This is a genomic window from Arthrobacter sp. NPDC058127 (assembly GCF_042884555.1).
In the GTDB taxonomy this organism is placed as follows: Bacteria; Actinomycetota; Actinomycetes; order Actinomycetales; family Micrococcaceae; genus Arthrobacter.
The window spans coordinates 204,244-220,226 of sequence record NZ_JBHVTT010000006.1; the positions used below are offsets into that span (position 1 = coordinate 204,244).

Here is a 15,983-nt window from a genome sequence, read left to right on the forward strand (position 1 = left end):
GTCTTTCCCCTCGACTCTTCTACCGCCCCAGCTCTCCAAGCCCAGCCTCGGAAGACCCAGCCCAGGAAGACCCATGATCAGTTCAGAAACAATCAACAATTACCTCACCAGGCTCGCATCACGGCAACCCACCCCCGGCGGAGGCGCAGCCGCTGCGCTTCACGCCGCCCAAGGGGCCGCCCTCGTTGCAATGGTCGCCAGGTACACCACGGGCGCCAAATACGAGCAACACGCCGCACTGGTCTCAAGGATCATCGCGGCCGCCGACGAACTTGTGGACGAAGCCCTGCGACTTGCGGACGCCGACGAACTAGCGTTCCAGGCTGTCATTGATTCCTACAAGCTGCCCTCCGGGACCGAGGCCCTCAACGAAGCGCGGTCGGCAGCAATCCAGGATGCCCTCGTTCACGCTGCACGGACCCCGGCACAGCTGATCAAGGTCTCAGGAGCCGTCGTCGAACTGGCCACGGAACTGTTCGACGCGGCAAACGCCAACGTGATCAGCGACATCGCAGCCGCCGCGGACGCTGCCCGCGCGGCCGCCACCACGGCGCGCGTCAACATCGACATCAACATTGTGGCCATCGAGGACGGCGCGACCCGTGCCCGGCTTGCCGAGCAGACCGACGGGATCGAAGAGAAGGTCGTCCTTGCGGCAGACTCGCTCGCGAAGCGCGTGCGCGAAAGGATCCTCGGTTGAACGCCACCCTGCTTTCCGGCAAGCCATTGGCCGCGCTCATCCAGCAAAGGGCCCGGGATGAGGCACGGAACCTAGAAAATGACGGAGTGCGCCCGGTCCTCGCGGTGGTCGTGGCAACAGACGACGAGTCCACGCATTGGTACGTCCGCTCCATTGAGCGCGCGGCCGAACGCGCGGGAATCGGCTGCCGGATTCTCGACCTCGGCCACGACGCCACAGAGCAAGTCCTGGCCAGCGTCCTGAAACACCTCAGCGCGGAACCGTCCGTCAACGGAATCATCTTGCAGGCGCCCCTGCCCGCCGGGGTCAGGACCGATGCCCTGGTCAGCCACATCGCACCGGAGAAGGACATCGACGGCGCGAACCCGCTCAGCCTCGGCCTGCTGGCCGTGGGGCAACCCGCCTTCGCACCTGCTACGGCCCGGGCCGTCGTCGAGATCCTCGACTACTACGACATCCCGGTGCCGGGCCGGAACGTCGTCGTCATCGGCCGTTCCGCCGTCGTGGGCAAACCGTTATCACTGCTCCTGCTGGAACGCGACGCCGCGATCACCGTCTGTCATTCCAAGTCGGGTCCGCTCGAGAGATACACGCAGACTGCCGACATCGTCGTGGTCGCGGCCGGGCGGACCGGCCTGCTCACCGGCGCCCACGTTTCCTCCGAGTCGGTAGTGATCGACGTCGGCACGAACGTCCTGCCCGACGGATCCCTCGTGGGAGACGTGGACGAAGCCAGCGTGCTGGGCGTCGCCGCAGCACTGACGCCCGTTCCCGGCGGCGTCGGCACCGTCACCACATCGCTGCTGCTCCTGCACACAGCCGAGGCCGCAAGGGAACAGTTCCGCTCGTTGATCGCCGGACCTGTCGGCTGACACAAGGGCAAAACCATGCCCGGCCCCGAGGGCAACGGTGCCGGGCATCCGGGACACTCAGTTTTGCTAGAGGACCGCCCGGATCAGGTTCTCGAAGTCGGTAACGTGCTTGGCGGTCAGGTCTGCAGCCGCTTCTGCCTCGCCATCGGCAATGCGTTCAAGCAGCTCCACGTGCTGGGCGATGTGTTCGGAAACCGGGGGGAGCTTCTCCAGCACGAGACTCCAGATACGGGTCGCCAGGTTGTCGCAGCGAATCAGGACATCCTCCAGATGCCGGCTGCCAGTCGCCCGGTAGATGCTGCGGTGCACTCTCATGTCCAAGCGCATGAGGTCCCGCTGTGCCAGGTGGCCGGCCAAGAGCTGCCGAACCTCCCGGGCAAGCTCCCTTAGCTCCTGCCGCGTCCGGTCCGAAGCCATTCGAGCGGCACGTGCAGATGCCGCAGGCTCCAAAAGCTGACGAATCTCGGAGATTTCAGCAAGGTCCGTAATATCCACGCCCGCGGCAAAGGTTCCCCTGCGTGGATAGGCCACCACCAGGTGGTCGCTCTCCAGCCTCTTCATGGCTTCCCGGATAGGCGTTCTTCCAACACCAAGCCGGCGCGAGATCAAATCATCATTCAAGGGCTCCCCAGGCTTGATATCAAGAACGATGAGCTCATCACACAGCACCCGGTACGCATACTCGGCATAGGACTCGTCATCCTGCCTCGCAGGCAGCTCCGACTCCCCCATGACCGATAACTTGCCGCTGCTCTCCACGTCTGATCCTTCCCGTTAGGTGACGGCGCCTTGACTCACCGGCCCCGTGAACATATTATCCCTACAACTAATATATCAATACGAGCGGGATAAGAATGTCACGAACTTCCTCCTCCTCACCGCCAGACCTCTCTATCCGGCCAAGATCTGAAGGTAAAGCCCATGGCCTCAAAAGCCCCCCGTGAAAATATCGACGAGTCAAAGCTGACTGTCACCAAACCCAAGTCAAAGGCCGTTGGCCTCCCTGCCGTCACGAACGCGCTGAAAATCTCCCTCGAGCAGATGGGCCCCCTGCGCAGCGTCCAAACTTTGCTGGCGGTCAACCAGGTGGACGGGTTTGACTGCATGGGCTGCGCCTGGCCGGAACACGACAAACGCCATACAGCCGAGTTCTGCGAGAACGGTGCCAAGGCCGTCGCGGAAGAAGCCACACGGCGCCGCGTCACGCCGGAGTTTTTCGCATCGCATTCCATAGCTGAGCTGAAGACGAGGGACGACTACTGGCTGGGGCAGCAGGGGCGGCTGACGCATCCCATGCTCCTGGACGAGGGCGCAACGCACTACAGGCCCGTGGATTGGGACGATGCCTTGGAGCTCGTCGCACAGGAGATCAGGGACATGGACAACCCGGACCAGGCGGTGTTTTACACCTCCGGCCGGACGTCAAACGAGGCGGCCTTCGCCTACCAGCTCCTCGTGCGCGGCGTGGGGACCAACAATCTTCCGGACTGTTCCAACATGTGCCACGAGTCCTCCGGTTCGGCCCTCGTCGAGACCATCGGCATCGGTAAGGGCTCCGTGAGCCTCAAAGACGTGGAAACGGCGTCGTTGATCTTCGTTGCGGGCCAAAACCCTGGCACGAACCACCCGCGCATGCTCAGCTCATTGGAGAAGGCCAAGAAGAACGGTGCGGTTATCGTGTCCGTGAATCCACTTCCTGAAGCCGGGCTGCTCAGATTCGAAAACCCGCAGAACCCCGTTGGCATGCTGGTTGGCACCGAACTGACCGACGACTTCCTGCAGATCAGGGCCGGCGGCGATCAGGCGCTTTTCCAGGGACTGGGCAAATACCTGCTGGAGGCCGAAGGTGCTGGAAGGACCAGCCCGGGCCTACAAACCGTACTCGACCATGACTTCATCAACAATCACACCGTCGGCCTCAATGCCTACCTGAAGCAACTGGAAGATGTTGCGTGGGAGGACATCCTCGAAGCGACCGGGCTGACGATGGACCAGATCAAGGCTAGCGGTGAGCGCCTGCTGGCTTCTAAGGCGACCATTGTCTGCTGGGCCATGGGCCTGACACAGCACAAGCATTCCGTGCCCACGCTCCGCGACGTCGTCAATGTCCTCCTTCTCCAGGGCAACATCGGCAAGCCCGGGGCCGGAGTCTGCCCCGTCCGCGGACATTCCAATGTCCAGGGTGACCGCACCATGGGCATCTTCGAGCAAATGCCGGAGAAATTCCACGACAGGCTGGACCACGAGTTCCAGTTCCTTTCCCCCCGGGCCCATGGCTACGACACCGTCGCGGCCATCCGGGCGATGCGGGACGGCAAGGTCCGGGTTTTCGTCGGGATGGGCGGCAATTTTGTGCGGGCGGCCCCGGACTCTGAAACCACGGAGCAATCCCTGGCCAACACCCGTCTTACGGTCCAGATCTCCACAAAATTGAACCATTCCCACTTGGCGACGGGGCGGCGCGCCCTGATCCTTCCCACGCTCGGACGCACCGAGAGGGACACGCAGAGGACAGGTGACCAAAGAGTAACCGTGGAGGATTCCATGAGTGCCGTCCACGCGTCCCGTGGACGGCTCAAGCCCGCGAGCGAGCACTTGATGTCAGAAGTGGCGATCGTCTGCAACCTGGCCCACCGGCTCTTCACGGACCGCGAAGGCCATCCCCTGCCCAACACGCCCAAGGCCGCTTGGCTCGCGCTCAGGGACGACTATTCGCTGATCAGGAAACACATCGAAGCGGTACTCGACGGTTTCGAGAATTTTGAGGAGAAGATCCAGAACCCGGGAGGCTTCGTCCTCCCCCACCGGCCCCGGGATGCGAGGGAGTTCGACACCGCTTCCGGCAAGGCCCACTTTACGGCGAACGACTTGGAGTACCTCCGCGTCCCGGAGGGCCGCCTCATCCTCCAGACGCTGCGCTCCCACGACCAGTACAACACCACCATCTACGGCAAGGACGACCGCTACCGTGGCATTCACGGCGGTCGCCGAGTGGTCCTCGTGAACGAGTCCGATGTGGCCGAACTGGGTTTCGAGAACGGCGACATGGTTCACCTGGTATCCGAATTCCGGGGCACCGAGCGACGGGCCGAGAATTTCCGCATCGTTTCCTATTCGACGCCAAAGGGCTGCGCCGCAGCCTACTACCCGGAGACCAACGTCCTCGTGCCGCTGGACTCGGTAGCCGACGTCAGCGGAACCCCGACGTCAAAGTCAGTCATTGTCCGCCTCGAGCCGGCAAGCGCAGGCAGCCATGAGTGATAGCCGGACCGCGGTTGCGGTGTCCTCCCCGGGGGTTGACCGTCCGCGGGTGGAACGGGCCGTCCGGGAATTCCTCCTGGCCGTTGGCGAAGACCCGGACAGGCCCGGCCTGGTTGAGACCCCCGCGCGCGTCGCCCGCGCTGCGGCGGAAATGTACGGCGGCCTCCACGAAGACCCCCTCGCCGTGCTGGACAAGACGTTTGACCTTGGCCATGAAGAACTCGTCATCGTCAAGGACATACCCTTTTACTCGACCTGCGAGCATCACCTGGTCCCGTTCCACGGCGTAGCCCACGTCGGATACATCCCCTCCCCGGATGGATTCGTCACGGGGCTGAGCAAACTCGCCCGGCTGGTGGACACCTTCGCTCGAAGGCCCCAAGTTCAGGAGCGGCTCACGACGCAGGTGGTTGATGCCCTGGTCACTTCGCTTCGGCCCCTCGGTGCGATCGTCGTCGTCGAGTGTGAACACCTGTGCATGTCCATGCGGGGCGTCAGAAAACCGGGGTCAAAGACCATCACCTCCGCGGTGCGGGGCGAGCTCCGGCTGCCGGCCGCCCGCGCAGAAGCACTGAGCCTGATACTCGGCCGCTGAAAAACCTCTGGACATGACCCGTTCGGCTCACGTAACATATTTCTGATATATCTTTAATCTAGGATCGACATATCAGCGTGGTTGCCTCTCTCATCCCCTGAACCGGTCTTGGGGAATCGCGTTTCCCGTAAGCGGTGCTTCGGTGGCCTGAATGCCTGGGGAGGTGAGCGCCGGAGCACCGCTTACGGGCAACGGGCAACCGTTGGCAACGGTTTCAGCGAACGTCCAACCACTGAATCAAAACACCATGAAATGGCCCTTAGGAGTGTCCATGTCAGGAAACAGAGCAGTCGCATACAAGGAACCTGGCGTAGTCGAGATCATTGACACCGACTACCCGACGTTCGAGCTCAAGGACGGCCCCGGCGTCAACCCCGCCAATGTCGGCCGGAAGGTGCCCCACGGAGCGATCCTGCGCACAGTGACCACAAACATCTGCGGCTCCGACCAGCACATGGTGCGCGGCCGCACCACTGCACCGCGGGACCTGGTCCTCGGTCATGAGATCACCGGCGAAGTGGTGGAAGTTGGCCCGGATGTGGAATTCATCAAGGTGGGCGACATCGTATCGGTGCCTTTCAACATCTCCTGTGGCCGCTGCCGGAACTGCAAGGAGCGCAAGACCGGCATCTGCCTGAACGTCAACCCGGACCGGCCAGGCAGCGCCTACGGCTACGTCGACATGGGCGGATGGGTCGGAGGGCAGGCCGATTATGTTCTGGTGCCTTATGCGGACTGGAACTTGCTGAAGTTCCCGGACCGGGACCAGGCCTTGGAGAAGATCATGGACTTGACCATGCTCTCGGACATTTTCCCCACCGGCTTCCACGGAGCAGTCACGGCCGGGGTCGGTGTCGGCTCTACCGTCTATATTGCTGGCGCGGGTCCGGTCGGCCTGGCGGCCGCCGCCGGCGCGCAACTGCTCGGCGCAGCAGTGGTCATTGTCGGTGACATCAACGAAAACCGCCTCGTCCAGGCCAGGTCATTCGGTTGCGAAACCGTCAATGTCTCCAAGGGCGACCCCAAGGACCAAATCGAGCAGATCCTCGGCGTGCCCGAAGTGGACTGCGGCGTGGACGCCGTCGGATTCGAAGCCCGCGGACACGGCAAGGACGCCTCGCACGAAGCGCCGGCCACGGTGCTGAATTCCCTCATGGACATCACGGCCGCCGGAGGCGCCCTGGGCATCCCTGGCCTGTACGTCACCGGCGATCCAGGTGGAATCGACGACGCTGCCCAGCACGGTTCCCTCTCGCTCTCCCTAGGCACCGGATGGGCCAAATCCCTGTCCTTCACCACAGGCCAGTGCCCCGTGATGAAGTACAACCGGCAACTGATGATGGCTATCCTGCACGACAAAGTCCAGATCGCCAAAGCCGTCAACGCCAAGGCCATCGCGTTGGAGGACGCTCCCCGCGGGTATGCCGAGTTCGATGCGGGAGCCGCCACGAAGTACGTGCTGAACCCCAACGGTTACGTCAAGGCCTAGCCGCCACGATTTAGGGGCCGGACCTAATCTGGCCCGCTCCCCGAAGGAACGGCGTTAAGGCCCAAGAAGGTGCCTTATCGCCGTTCCCGGGGAACAGCATCCCATTCGGAAAGCCTTCAGATAGGGGCACGGCTTGCCTGCTCACGATTTAGCCGATCGAGGCGGTCAACCGCGTCGGCCTTCGGGTCCACTGGCTGCTCGAAAGTCCGCGACGAGCTGGTCAGAGGCCCGCCGACTGGCATTCGATTGCGCCTCCCCCATCCCGGCGATGCCCGTGCCCCTGGCGGAAACCATCGGACGCACGCTTGCGCGAGCCGTCACAACGAGTCAAGACCTACCGCACTACGCATCCTCGGCCATGGACGGCTGGGCCGTCAGTGGCAGCGGACCCTGGACCTTGGTGAAACCGGGTCAACCCCTGGCACCGCACCATGCCAGCCCTATAGCCACCGGCGGACTGGTGCCTGTCGGTACCGACGCCGTATTACGCCGCGAAAGTGGCCAGACAAGCGATGACATAGCGGGTGTGCCCACGCTGACCCTCGGCTCCGAAGCAAGGCCCGGCGAACCGCGAAGCGGTCAGCATATCCGCCAAGCAGGCGAGGAAGCCGCTGCAGGCGAAGTGCTGATCCCCGCAGGCACCGTACTCAATCCCGCCCATATCGCCCTTGCCGCGATCGCCGGCCACGACGAGCTACACGTCTTTGGCAAGCCACGAGTCGCGATCCTTTTGACGGGCTCGGAAGTGGTCACCTCCGGGACGCCCGCGCCGGGACAGGTCAGGGACGCATTCGGCCCGCAGTTGGGCACGGTCCTTGCAATGCTGGGAGGCGACCCGGTGGGACAGCGAAGAATCGGGGACTCATATCAGGAGTGGCTCGCCGCCCTCAGCGATACGGGCACCCGCCCGGCGGAGCGGCCCGACGTCGTGATCACCACAGGCGGAACCGGCCGTTCCGGAACGGACCACTTCCGCAACGCCATAGCCGCGCTAGGCGGGAGGCTGCTGCTGGACGGCGTCGCCATGCGTCCCGGACATCCCGCGGTACTGGCCGAACTGCCGGACGGGCGCTTCGTCGTCGGACTGCCTGGAAACCCGCTGGCCGCCATGATGGCACTGATTACCATTGGTGCGCCCCTGATCGCGGCATTAGGACACCGTCCGCTTTCGAACCTCAGCCTGGTAGCGTCCGGTACCGCGATTGGCGCCGATCCGGGCCGCACCCGCCTTATGCCCTTCCGCTTTGACAACGGGCTGGCATCCCCTGCCCATCACACTGGCCCGGGAATGATGAGGGGACTCGCCTGGGCCGATGGTGTCCTGGCTGTGCCTCCTCACGGCGCCCAGCCAGGGGACCCGGTTCCCGCCCTGCCACTCCCATGGACCCCGTCCCTGACCGCCGGCTCGGCGGGAAGCCACCTGTTCAATGCCCCTACGGTTCCGGTCTAGGATTTAGAGAAACAAGAGGGAGGTTTCAGCCTCTTGTTTCGCCGCAGAAAGACGTAGGTATGGCTCATGGCCACAATTGACTTTGACTCCGAAAAAGGCGGAAACGGGCAGCCCGGTGGTGTGCAGTCCGTTGACCGTGCCCTCCAGATCCTCGAAATCCTTTCCCGTGACGGACACGCCGGCGTGAGCGAAATCGCCGAGGAAATCGGCATCCACAAATCCTCGGTCTCTCGACTGCTGGGCTCGTTGGTGAGCAGGGAGATGGTCCATCAGAACAGCGACCGGGGAAAGTACCAGTTGGGCTTCGGCATCCTGCGGCTCGCCAGTTCGATTCCCGGCCGGCTCAGCCTGGTCCGCGAGGCCCGGCCCGTGTTGGAGAGTCTTGCGGACGAGTTCAAGGAGACCGTGAACCTCGCTGTCCTGAGATCGAACTATGCCGTTAACGTGGATCAGGCCATGGGACCGTCGTCGTTGGCCACTTATGACTGGGTGGGCGGCTTGACGCCGCTCCACGCCACCTCAAGCGGGAAGGTTTTGTTGGCTGCACTGTCCGCCGACGAACGGGACCGCATCCTGACGGAAGCGGGGTTTTATGCCAGGACTCCCCGCACTATCACCAATCGGGAAGACCTCGAGAAGCAGCTGATCGATGTGGCCCACGATGGATATGCGGAGACACGCGAGGAACTGGAGATCGGCCTGAATGCGATTGCGGTTCCGATCTACAACCACTTGGGAACCGTCATCGGAGCCGTCAGCATCTCCGGACCCGCGTTCCGGTTTGACCCGCAGAAGATCCCCGGACTTATTGACGCCCTTCGTCAGGCCGGAATCCGGATCAGCGTGCAAATGGGCTACACGCACCGATGACCCCGGGCACTGGGGCACGGGGTCATCGGTAAATGGCTGGCGGGGATATCTACCTCCAGGAATCCGACGAGACCCCAGCCTCCCTCCCGGTATCACCGTGGACTGTCACGCCTAGCAGCCACGCGTGACAGCCAAGCACTGCAGATGCATCATCAATAGAGGGGTAGTGATAGCGGAAAGAGCAGAACAGCATGAGCACGCACACCGCGACAGAAGAGACCCCCAGCTCCAACGCGACTGAGTCCGCGCTCAAGGTCGATGGACTATGGAAGATCTTCGGTCAGAAGTCCGATGGGATCATCGGCACCCCGGACGAGCACCTCTCGCGCAAGGAGCTCCAAATCAAGACCGGCTGCGTCGCAGCCGTCAAAAACGTCTCGTTCGAGGTGGCCCCTGGGGAGGTCTTCGTGGTCATGGGACTCTCCGGCTCCGGCAAATCGACGCTCGTACGCCTGCTCACCCGACTGATCGAGCCGACGGCAGGAAGCGTCACGATCGGCGGCGAGGACGTTATCCACGCGAGCAAGGCCCGCCTCCGGGCGATGCGCCGGACCCACATGGCGATGGTATTCCAGCAGTTCGGCCTGCTCCCGCACCGCAAGGTGATCGACAACGTCGCCTACGGCCTCGAAGTCCGCGGGGAGGGCAAGTCCCAGCGCCGCGCCCGGGCCCAGGACATGGTCGACCTCGTCGGCCTGACCGGGTACGAGAATTCGTTCCCCGACCAGCTCTCTGGCGGCATGCAGCAGCGCGTCGGCCTTGCCCGGGCACTCGCCGTGGACCCGCGGGTCCTGCTCTTCGACGAGCCGTTTTCCGCCCTTGACCCGCTCATCCGCCGCGACATGCAGAACGAGGTCCGCCGCCTGCACGAGGAGGTGGGGAAGACGATGGGCTTCATCACCCACGACCTCCAGGAGGCCCTCAAGCTCGGTGACCGCATCCTCATCATGCGCGACGGAGAGGTCGTCCAGATCGGAACCCCCGCCGACATCGTCGCCAACCCCGCTGACGACTACGTGCGCGACTTCGTCTCGGATGTCCCCCGCTCACACGTGCTCACGCTGCGCTATGTGGTTCGGCCCCCGCGCGAGGGCGAGGCCCTCGACGGGCCCGTGATGCAGGCCGACCGCATCGTGCGCGAAGCCGCCCGGCAGGTCCTCCACTCGGAGCTGCCTGTAAGGGTTTTCGACGGCGAGGAGTTCCTCGGCATCGTCGACGACGAGGATATCCTCCGCGTCGTCGTCGCCGAGGAGCCGTCCCCGGCTTCCCACCAAGGCGGCGCCGGGTGAGCGTCGCCACAGAGCGGGCCAACCGTCGACGACGGTCTGGGGGCGTGCGTCCCGACTCACCCGGAGGACGAACCCCTGCCACCTCGTCCGGAGGCCCTGCTGTCCTGGGATTCTGCCGACGTCATTGGCGCCCGGTCTCGCTCGTGGGGATTTGCGTCGCCTGGCTCGTGCTCTGGGCCACGCTCAAGGGCCTGGACACCCTCGAGTTGGGCGGCGCAGACAAGACGGACTTCCAACTCTGGCTGAACAGCGTCCGCGACGCCTTTGACAGCGCCCGCACCAACTCCTTCGTCTTCCAGCACATCGTCCAGCCGATCACGGACGGAGTCAACGGGCTTGTCACCTCTCTCCAAGGTATCTTCAGCCAGGCCTCGGACGGACGCCCGGTGCCGGAGATCGGCTGGCTCGGCGTCGTCGCACTCCTCGCCTGGCTGGCCCTGGCGTTCGCCGGCGTGCGCTCGATGCTCCTCGTCGGCGTGTGCGTGCTGCTCTTCGGGTTCTTCGGCTACTGGGCACAAAGCATCGACACGCTCATCGTCACGTTCTTTGCAGTCGGCATCTGTACAGTCGCGGGCCTCCCGCTAGGCATTGTCATGGCCCGAAGCCGCCGAGTCTCGGCCGCGGTCTCACCTTTGCTTGACCTCATGCAGACCCTGCCGTCGTTCGCCTACCTGGCCCCGCTCGCATTGGTCTTCGGCATCGGTCCCGCCGCCGCGATTGTCACGACCATCATCTACTCGCTCCCGCCGCTCGTGCGCATCACCGAGCACGGCATCCGAGGGGTCTCACCGGCCACCCTCGAGGCCGTCACGTCCATGGGCAGCACGCCCTGGCAGGCCCTCGTGAAGGTGCAACTTCCCATGGCCCGGCGCACTATCGTGGTCGGCATCAACCAGTGCACGATGGCGGCGCTCTCGATGGCCACCATAGCCGCGCTCATCAACGGCCCTGGCCTGGGCACGCCGGTGCTCCAGGCGCTCCAGTCGCTCGACGTCGGCTCGGCGTTTGTCTCCGGCCTTGCCATCGTGCTCATGGCGATCATGCTCGACCGCACCACGACGAGCGCCTCCGAACGCTCAGGCATCGAAGCCCGCATACTGCGCGGGTCCGGAATGGCTCAGGCCGGCACATTCGGGGGCCAGCAGATGCGTCGGACCGTTATCATCGCAGGCGCCGTCGTCGCCGCTGTGGCCATATATCTCTCGCACATCTATCTTGCGCTCTCGAAGTTCCCGGCTTGGCCCGACCTCGGCGCCCCACTAGCGAAGGCCGTCTCTACCGCCACTGACTGGACGGTCGGCACGTTCTCAGGCTTCACGGAATGGCTCAAGAACACCGTCACCGCGCTTCTCGTCGACCCATTCCAGTCGGTGCTCGCACAGTCCCCGTGGTGGGCCATGGCGCTCGTGCTGCTCGGAATCGCGTTCGTGCTCGCCGGCCGGCGGGCCGCCACAGTCACGATCGTGTGCGAAGCCGTGATCCTCGGAACCGGGCTGTGGAATGAGAGCATGAAGACGCTCGCGACCACGCTCGTAGCCTCGTTCGTTGTGGTCCTCGTCGCCGTCTGCCTGGGCGTCTGGATGGGTCGGAGCAAGCCCGCCGACTCGGTCATCCGACCCGTGCTCGACGCCTTCCAGACCATCCCGTCCTTCGTATACCTAGTGCCGGCCCTCGCCCTCTTCGGTCCCACACGATTCACGGCGATCGTCGCCGCGTTCGCTTACGGCGTGCCCATCGCGACGAAGCTAGTTGCGGACGGGATCCGAGGTGTATCGCCAGTTGCCGTGGAGGCCGCGGAATCGCTCGGAACAACGTCGTGGCAGATGATCGCGAAGGTCCAGCTCCCCATGGCCCGCGCGGCAGTAGTCCTCGCCGCCAACCAGGGCTTGCTCTACGTCCTGTCCATGGTCGTCGTCGGCGGACTCGTCGGCGGCGGAGGACTCGGCTATCTCGTAGTCGCCGGTTTCTCCCAGAGCCAGCTCTTCGGAAAGGGTCTTGCCGCCGGCATCGCCATCACCGCGCTCGGAGTCATGCTCGACCGCATCACCCAACACGCCACTGCCCGCTTCGGCAGCACCCGATAGAGGAAAAGCCGTGAAGAAATCACTGACGGACCCTGGCCTAAAGATTAGGAAGAGAGCGTCTGCCGCAATTGTCCTCACCGCGGTCCTCGCGCTCACGGCATGCTCCGGCGATATCCCTAGCGCAACCCCGCCAAGCGGAAAGAGTGCATGCGGCACGTTCAACGTCGCCGTAAACCCTTGGGTCGGCTACGAGGCGGACGCCTACGTCGTAGGGACCGTGGCCAAGGAAAAGCTAGGCTGCACCGTAAATTACAAGACCCTCAAGGAAGAGGTGTCATGGCAGGGCTTCGGCAGCGGCGAGGTAGACACCGTCCTTGAGAACTGGGGCCACCCCGAGCTCGCGGACAAGTACATCAAGCAGCAAAAGACTGCGGTCGACGCCGGGCCGACCGGCAACACCGGCGTGATCGGCTGGTACGTGCCGCCATGGATGGCCAAGCTGTACCCGGACATCACGGACTCCAAGAACCTCAACAAGTACGCTGACTTGTTCAAGACCTCCGAGTCCGGAGGCCAAGGCCAACTCCTCGACGGCGACCCCTCCTTTGTCACCAACGACGCAGCCCTCGTGAAGAACCTTGGCTTCAACTTCAAGGTCGTGTACGCGGGCAGCGAACCAGCGCTCATCCAGGCCTTCCGGCAAGCCGAGCAGAACAAGACCCCGCTGATCGGCTACTTCTACGAGCCCCAGTGGTTCATGGCGGAGGTCCCGCTCGTCAAAGTCAACCTCCCTGCCCACACGCCCGGCTGCGACGCCGACGCGGCCAAGGTCGCCTGCGACTACCCCAAGTACGACCTCAACAAGATCGTATCGACCAAGTTCGCCAACTCCAGTAGCCCCGCGTATTCTCTCGTCAAGAAATTCACGTGGACGAACCAGGACCAGAACACGGTTGCCGGGTACATCGCCAAGGACAACATGAGCCCGGATGCCGCCGCCCAGAAGTGGATCGACGCGAACTCGGACAAGGTCGCCGCCTGGCTCAAGTAGGTTCGTTGTTCCCAAGGACCATCGGCCGCAGCCGAAGGACTATACGCAACAAGAATCACGATAAGCAACACATTTGCGCAACATCCCTTGACAATCACTGTGATCTAACGCACTCTGTTGCTTATGGCGAATTCTGTTGTTCCATGCGGAACAATTAGGAATTGGCGCTACCGGTATTTGCGAGTCCCTTCCCAAATGAAGGAGACGTGCTTCATGCCCAAGGCCTGCGAGGGAAGCACTACGCCTATCCACCGACGAACCGAACCTGTCACAAGGTGCCGGCCGACGGCCACATATGAGCCAATTGCAATATTGAGCAAAAGGAACCGTTATGACCCAGAAACCGAAGCTCCTCAGACACAGGCGGCTAGAGGTGTCCGACGTCAACGTCGTCAACCAGCCGATGCTCAAGAAGGCACTCGGCGGTACGATCGTCGGCAACACCATGGAATGGTACGACGTCGGCGTGTTCGGCTACCTGATAACCACCATGGGCCCCGTCTTCCTCCCGGAAGCTGACAGGTCCGTCCAAACCTTATTCCTGCTCGGCACCTTCGCCGCAACATTCATCGCCCGCCCGCTGGGCGGTGTCATCTTCGGTTGGCTCGGCGACAAGATTGGCCGCCAGAAGGTGCTGGCGGCGACGCTCCTGCTGATGGCGGCAAGTACCTTCGCCGTCGGACTCCTTCCCGGCTACGCTCAGATCGGCGTATGGGCCGCCGCCCTGTTGGTGATCCTGAAACTCGTCCAGGGCTTTTCCACCGGCGGCGAGTACGCAGGCGCCACTACCTTCGTCTGCGAATACGCACCCGATAAGCGGCGCGGCTTCTTCGCGAGCTTCCTGGACATGGGCTCGTATCTCGGCTTCGCATTGGGAGCCGCGATCGTGTCCGTGCTGCAACTGTCTCTGGGCCAGGCAGCCATGGAGGAATGGGGCTGGAGGCTGCCCTTCCTGATCGCCGGGCCGCTCGGTGCGATCGCCGTCTATTTCCGGAACAAGATCGAGGAATCCCCCCAGTTCCAGGCAACCCTCGACGCCCAGCAAGCACTTTCTGCAGATGCTGCCGCAGCCGACAAAGCCGTGGCCAAGGGACCCCTGCCAATCATCAAAGCTTACTGGCGCCAAATTATCCTCGCCATGATCCTTGCCGCCGCTGCCAACACCGTAGGTTATGTCTTGACGTCCTACATGCCGACGTACCTGACCGAATCCAAAGGCTACGACCCCATCCACGGCACGCTGCTAACCATTCCCGTGATGGTGATAATGGCAGCCTGCATTCCGCTGACCGGGAAACTGTCCGACCGCATCGGCCGCCGCCCCGTCCTCTGGGTCGGTGCCGGAAGCACCATCGTGTTCGCTATCCCGGCATTCCTGCTGATCGGCGTCGGCAATGTCTGGTCCACGCTCGCTGGCCTTGCCCTTGTCGCCTTCCCCGTGACGTTCTATGTCGCAAACCTCGCCTCGGCGCTTCCCGCGCAGTTCCCGACGTCGGGCCGCTATAGCAGCATGGGCATTGCCTACAACTTCTCCATGGCGCTTTTCGGCGGCACAACGCCATTCATCGTCCAAGGCCTGATCGAGGCCACGCACAATGACATGGCCCCGGCATACTACCTCATGGGCACTTCCATCATCGGTGCGATCGGCATCTACTTCCTGCGCGAATCCGCCCGGCGGCCGCTGCCCGGCTCCATGCCGAGCGTTGATACTGAGGCCGAGGCCCGCGAGCTGGTCGCTACCCAGGACAACAACCCGCGGATCGACCTGGACGGAATGCCGTTCCTGGAGGATCTGGCATTCGAAAATACGGCCAGACCTTCACTGCGATGATTCTCGAGGACTGAACTAATGCCCCGGAACTCGGCCGACGGCGTGAGTTCTCCGACCGGCTGACCTGGCCGGACCGCACGCACGGTTCGGCCTGGTCAGCTCCGTGCCCCTGCCTGCAGCCCCCAAAAGAAAGAAACCAAATGAATGATTCTCAGTCGCAGGAAAACGTACTTCGCATCTCAGGTGCTGGCAGCGATCCGATAGTCCTCAACTTCGAAGCCTCCGAATCCGTCACGGTCCGGCTGCAAATCGACGCCAAGTGCAACTGCCAAGACGAAAGTGGCGCCGCCAGCCGGCCGGGTTCGTATGCCTATAGCGATCCGGCGGGCCGAACGAAGCCAAGCAACGTTATCGATGCTCCATCGTGGCCTGGAAACATGGGTGTTTAGCTGAACATGCCCCAGCCGCGGAGCGGAAGCGATCACGCAGGGTCGCCGATGCTGAGACGGCCGTCCGGAACTCCGGCGGGCCTGTTCGACCGTTACGGACGCCGGGCCACCGACATGCGCTTGTCCCTGACGGACAAATGCAATCTCCGATGCACGTAC

At 63.4% G+C, this 15,983-nt stretch carries 12 protein-coding genes and 1 pseudogene; 12 read left to right on the top strand and 1 reads right to left on the bottom strand.

Annotation, left to right across the window (positions count from 1 at the left end; all coding sequences use genetic code 11):
* Positions 1-73 precede the first annotated feature (73 nt).
* Both ACFVTG_RS11585 and ACFVTG_RS11590 read left to right on the top strand, forming a co-directional pair.
* On the top strand, positions 74-700 hold the full coding sequence (locus tag ACFVTG_RS11585; protein ID WP_390280531.1) for a cyclodeaminase/cyclohydrolase family protein: 627 nt from the start codon (positions 74-76) through the stop codon (positions 698-700).
* Positions 697-1,572, top strand: a complete 876-nt coding sequence (locus ACFVTG_RS11590) for a bifunctional 5,10-methylenetetrahydrofolate dehydrogenase/5,10-methenyltetrahydrofolate cyclohydrolase (protein ID WP_390280533.1) — start codon at positions 697-699, stop codon at positions 1,570-1,572. Before ACFVTG_RS11585 ends, ACFVTG_RS11590 begins: the two co-directional genes overlap by 4 nt.
* 66 nt (positions 1,573-1,638) lie before the next feature.
* On the opposite strand, the gene ACFVTG_RS11595 is transcribed toward ACFVTG_RS11590, so the two are convergent.
* On the bottom strand, positions 1,639-2,304 hold the full coding sequence (locus ACFVTG_RS11595; protein WP_284753075.1) for a GntR family transcriptional regulator: 666 nt from the start codon (positions 2,302-2,304) through the stop codon (positions 1,639-1,641).
* A 189-nt stretch (positions 2,305-2,493) separates the two neighbouring features.
* On the opposite strand from ACFVTG_RS11595, the gene ACFVTG_RS11600 reads away from it, so the two are divergent.
* The 10 genes and pseudogenes from ACFVTG_RS11600 to ACFVTG_RS11645 all read left to right on the top strand — a co-directional run.
* Positions 2,494-4,833 carry an FdhF/YdeP family oxidoreductase gene (locus ACFVTG_RS11600; RefSeq protein ID WP_390280536.1) on the top strand — a complete coding sequence of 780 codons (2,340 nt, stop codon included), beginning with the start codon at positions 2,494-2,496 and terminating at the stop codon, positions 4,831-4,833.
* Complete coding sequence (folE, locus tag ACFVTG_RS11605) at positions 4,826-5,428, top strand: GTP cyclohydrolase I FolE (RefSeq protein WP_284753066.1); 603 nt, start codon at positions 4,826-4,828, stop codon at positions 5,426-5,428. Before ACFVTG_RS11600 ends, folE begins: the two co-directional genes overlap by 8 nt.
* Positions 5,429-5,699: 271 nt before the next feature.
* Positions 5,700-6,917 (top strand): formaldehyde dehydrogenase, glutathione-independent, encoded by a 1,218-nt coding sequence (fdhA, locus tag ACFVTG_RS11610; protein WP_284753067.1) that lies wholly within the window; start codon positions 5,700-5,702, stop codon positions 6,915-6,917.
* Between the two features lie 190 nt (positions 6,918-7,107).
* Positions 7,108-8,367, top strand: a complete 1,260-nt coding sequence (locus ACFVTG_RS11615; RefSeq protein ID WP_390280555.1) for a molybdopterin molybdotransferase MoeA — start codon at positions 7,108-7,110, stop codon at positions 8,365-8,367.
* 66 nt (positions 8,368-8,433) lie between these two features.
* Positions 8,434-9,237, top strand: a complete 804-nt coding sequence (locus tag ACFVTG_RS11620) for an IclR family transcriptional regulator (protein ID WP_284753068.1) — start codon at positions 8,434-8,436, stop codon at positions 9,235-9,237.
* A 191-nt stretch (positions 9,238-9,428) separates the two neighbouring features.
* Complete coding sequence (locus tag ACFVTG_RS11625) at positions 9,429-10,526, top strand: glycine betaine/L-proline ABC transporter ATP-binding protein (protein ID WP_390280540.1); 1,098 nt, start codon at positions 9,429-9,431, stop codon at positions 10,524-10,526.
* Positions 10,523-12,610 (top strand): ABC transporter permease, encoded by a 2,088-nt coding sequence (locus ACFVTG_RS11630; protein WP_390280543.1) that lies wholly within the window; start codon positions 10,523-10,525, stop codon positions 12,608-12,610. The genes ACFVTG_RS11625 and ACFVTG_RS11630 overlap by 4 nt, the downstream gene beginning before the upstream one ends.
* A gap of 10 nt (positions 12,611-12,620) precedes the next feature.
* On the top strand, positions 12,621-13,601 hold the full coding sequence (locus ACFVTG_RS11635) for an ABC transporter substrate-binding protein (RefSeq protein ID WP_390280545.1): 981 nt from the start codon (positions 12,621-12,623) through the stop codon (positions 13,599-13,601).
* Positions 13,602-13,932: 331 nt separating this feature from the next.
* Positions 13,933-15,435: an MFS transporter gene (locus tag ACFVTG_RS11640; RefSeq protein ID WP_390280547.1), complete on the top strand. Its 1,503-nt coding sequence runs from the start codon at positions 13,933-13,935 to the stop codon at positions 15,433-15,435.
* A 395-nt stretch (positions 15,436-15,830) separates the two neighbouring features.
* Positions 15,831-15,983: pseudogene (locus ACFVTG_RS11645) on the top strand (GTP 3',8-cyclase MoaA); the annotation flags it as partial.